General features: G+C 47.6%; 3 protein-coding genes. All 3 read left to right on the forward strand.

Annotated elements, in window-relative coordinates; all coding sequences use genetic code 11:
* Positions 1-59 precede the first annotated feature (59 nt).
* Positions 60-1,463: a T9SS type A sorting domain-containing protein gene (locus QHT84_RS14090; protein ID WP_283240213.1), complete on the forward strand. Its 1,404-nt coding sequence runs from the start codon at positions 60-62 to the stop codon at positions 1,461-1,463.
* Positions 1,464-1,494: 31 nt separating this feature from the next.
* Positions 1,495-2,895: a T9SS type A sorting domain-containing protein gene (locus QHT84_RS14095; protein ID WP_283240214.1), complete on the forward strand. Its 1,401-nt coding sequence runs from the start codon at positions 1,495-1,497 to the stop codon at positions 2,893-2,895.
* Positions 2,896-2,926: 31 nt separating this feature from the next.
* The coding region (locus QHT84_RS14100) for an RCC1 domain-containing protein (protein ID WP_407649255.1) at positions 2,927-3,600 on the forward strand (674 nt) is incomplete at its 3' end.

Genomic DNA, 3,600 nt, shown 5'->3' on the forward strand with positions numbered 1-3,600 from the left:
GGTTAGCGAAAAATTTGTCAAAGAATAAATATTTCTCAAGATAAAAGGAAACGCAATTGATGAAAAAACAACTACTCCTATTAGGATTTTTAGGCTATGCCCTTGGCCTTAACGCCCAATGCTTTAGCGAAATTTCTTCGGGGAATTATTTTAATTTAGGACTAAAACCCAATGGTACTCTATGGGGCTGGGGTTCCAATTCTGCTTTCGGACAGTTAGGTGATGGCACCCAAACTGATAAATGGACCCCAACACAAATAACTGCAACGGCTGATTGGCAACAAGTAGTTTGTGGCCCTTATGATACTTTTGCTATCAAAACTAATGGGACTATGTGGTGCACCGGAGATAACTCAACCGGGCAATTGGGTATAGGAAGCACTGTGAGCTATCTTAACACTTTTACCCAAATGGGAACCGATGCTAATTGGACCCAAGTTTCTGCCAGTAACGGCTTTACCATCGCTCTTAAAACCAACGGAACCCTATGGGGCTGGGGACAAAATGACAGTTATCAGATGGGCAACGGTACCTGTTGCAGTAACCGCTTATCGCCTGGACAAATTGGTACCGATACCGATTGGGTACTCATTCAAACTGCCGGAATTGTTCGTACCGCTTTAGCCTTAAAAAGCAATGGGACCTTATGGGGCTGGGGGGGTAATAGTACCGGATTGGTCGGCCCCTCGAATGTAGGCTCACGACAATACCCTACCCAGTTGCGCCCGGAAACCGATTGGGCCACCATTAGTGTGGGTAACGCACATGCCTTGGCTCTTAAAACTAACGGTACTTTATGGGGCTGGGGTGCCGGTGGCCAAGGCCAGGCGGGAGATACTTTTCCCGCGGCTTACTTTAGGGACACCCCCGTACAAGTAGGCACCAATACCAACTGGGTGTATATAGGCACCGGACACAGCACCTCCTATGGGATACAGAGTGACGGCACCCTGTGGGGCTGGGGGCGTAATGATACCGGACAAGTGGGTGACGGTACCACCACTAATAGAACCCAACCCGTGCAAATAGGTACCGATACCGACTGGGTAAGAGTTACCGGTGGCTGGTTTCACGGTATGGCTCAAAAGGCCAATGGTGCCATTTATACCTGGGGGTCGAATGACTTTGGCCAACTGGGTAATGGCGGAACGACAGCCGTGAGTTTGCCTACTGCCATCACCGTGCCGGGGTGTACGCTGGGTACTGAGGATTTTGAAGAGGTAAAAATGGTCATCTCCCCTAACCCGGTGCGTGAGACTTTGCAGTTTGCGTATCGGGGCAGTGAAATGGTCAATGGGGTGACAATATATGATATGACCGGCAAAGTAGTGTATCGCAGTAACCCGGTAGCGGGTAGCCGGTTGCAGGCTGCCCTTCCTCTAGTCTTACCTAAAGGGATGTATCTTTTGGTATTGCATGCTCATGGCAAGGTGGTGGTTAGCGAAAAATTTGTCAAAGAATAAATATTTCTCAAGATAAAAGGAAACGCAATTGATGAAAAAACAACTACTCGTATTAGGATTTTTAGGCTATGCCCTTGGCATTAACGCCCAATGTTTTAGCAGTATCAGTTCAGGGAATTATTTTAATTTAGGCCTTAAACCCAATGGTACTCTATGGGGCTGGGGCTCTTCCGTTTTCGGACAAATGGGTAACGGCAGTGAGGCTGATTTTTACAATCCGACACAACTTAATACTGCTACCGATTGGCAACAAGCGGTTTGCGGGCCTTATAATACATTTGCCCTTAAAACCAATGGGACACTTTGGGCAACCGGGGATAATTCGACTGGACAATTGGGTATAGGAAGCACCATAAACTATATTAACACTTTTGCTCAGGTTGGTGCAACAACCAATTGGACCCAAGTATCTGCCAGTAACGGGTTTACCATCGCTCTTAAGTCCAACGGAACCCTATGGGGCTGGGGGCAAAATGACAGTTATCAGATGGGCAACGGTACCTGTTGCAGTAACCGCTTATCGCCTGGACAAATTGGTACCGATACCGATTGGGTACTCATTCAAACTGCCGGAATTGTTCGTACCGCTTTAGCCTTAAAAAGCAATGGTACCCTATGGGGCTGGGGCGGCAACAGTACCGGATTGGTAGGCCCCTCGAATGTAGGTTCACGGCAATACCCTACCCAGCTTAGACCTGAAACCGATTGGGCCACCATCAGCGCCGGTAATGGCCATGCCTTGGCCCTGAAAACTAACGGTACTTTATGGGGCTGGGGTGCCGGTGGCCAAGGCCAGGCCGGGGATACCTTTCCGGCGGCTTACTTTAGAGATACCCCGGTACAAGTAGGTACCAATACCAACTGGGTGTATATCGGTACCGGACACAGCACCTCCTATGGGATACAGAGTGACGGCACCCTGTGGGGTTGGGGGCGTAATGATACCGGACAAGTGGGTGACGGTACCACCACGAATCGAACACAGCCCGTGCAAATAGGCACCGATACCGACTGGATAAGGGTAACCGGTGGATTTAATCACGGCATAGCCCAAAAGGCTAATGGTGCCATTTATACCTGGGGGTCAAATGACTTTGGCCAACTGGGTAATGGCGGAACGACAACCGTGAGTTTGCCTACTGCCATCACCGTGCCGGGGTGTACGCTGGGCCATGAAGACTTTGAGAGCGTAAAACTGATGATTGCTCCCAACCCGGTGGGTGAGACTTTGCAGTTTGCGTATCGGGGCAGTGAAATGGTCAATGGGGTGACAATATATGATATGACCGGCAAAGTAGTGTATCGCAGTAACCCGGTAGCGGGTAGCCGGTTGCAGGCTGCCCTTCCTCTAGTCTTACCCAAAGGGATGTATCTTTTGGTATTGCATGCTCATGGCAAGGTGGTGGTTAGCGAAAAATTTGTCAAAGAATAAATATTTCTCAAGATAAAAGGAAACACAATTGATGAAAAAACAACTACTACTATTAGGATTTTTAGGTTATGCCCTTGGCATTAATGCCCAATGTTTTAGTGATATTTCTTCGGGAAATTATTTTAATTTTGGCCTTAAATCCAACGGAACCATTTGGGGATGGGGTTCCAATTCTGCTTTCGGACAGTTAGGTGATGGAACAGAAATAGATAGACTAACACCTACTCAAATTACAACTGCTACTAATTGGCAAAAGGTAGCATGTGGACAGTATAGTACTTTTGCTCTTAAAACTGATGGAACCTTATGGTGTGCCGGAAGTAACACTACCGGACAACTCGGTATAGGAAGTAGCCCTAATTACTCTAATGTATTAATTCAAATGGGAACCGAGAGCAATTGGCTACAAGTATCACCAACTAATAACTTTACTATAGCCTTAAAAACCAATGGAAGCTTATGGGGTTGGGGACAAAACGATTCGTATCAAATGGGAAACGGAACTTGCTGTTCGAATCGATATCTTCCAGGTCAAATAGGAACTGACACCGATTGGGTACAAATTGAAGCTACAGGCGTTAGAGCTGCGTTGGCTCTAAAAATCAATGGTACCCTATGGGGTTGGGGTGGTAATAGTACCGGATTGGTCGGCCCTTCGAATGTAGGCTCACGACAATACCCCACCCAGTTGCGCCCGGAAACCGA

Source organism: Flavobacterium sedimenticola (genome assembly GCF_030053345.1).
GTDB classification, from domain to species: Bacteria; Bacteroidota; Bacteroidia; order Flavobacteriales; family Flavobacteriaceae; genus Flavobacterium; species Flavobacterium sedimenticola.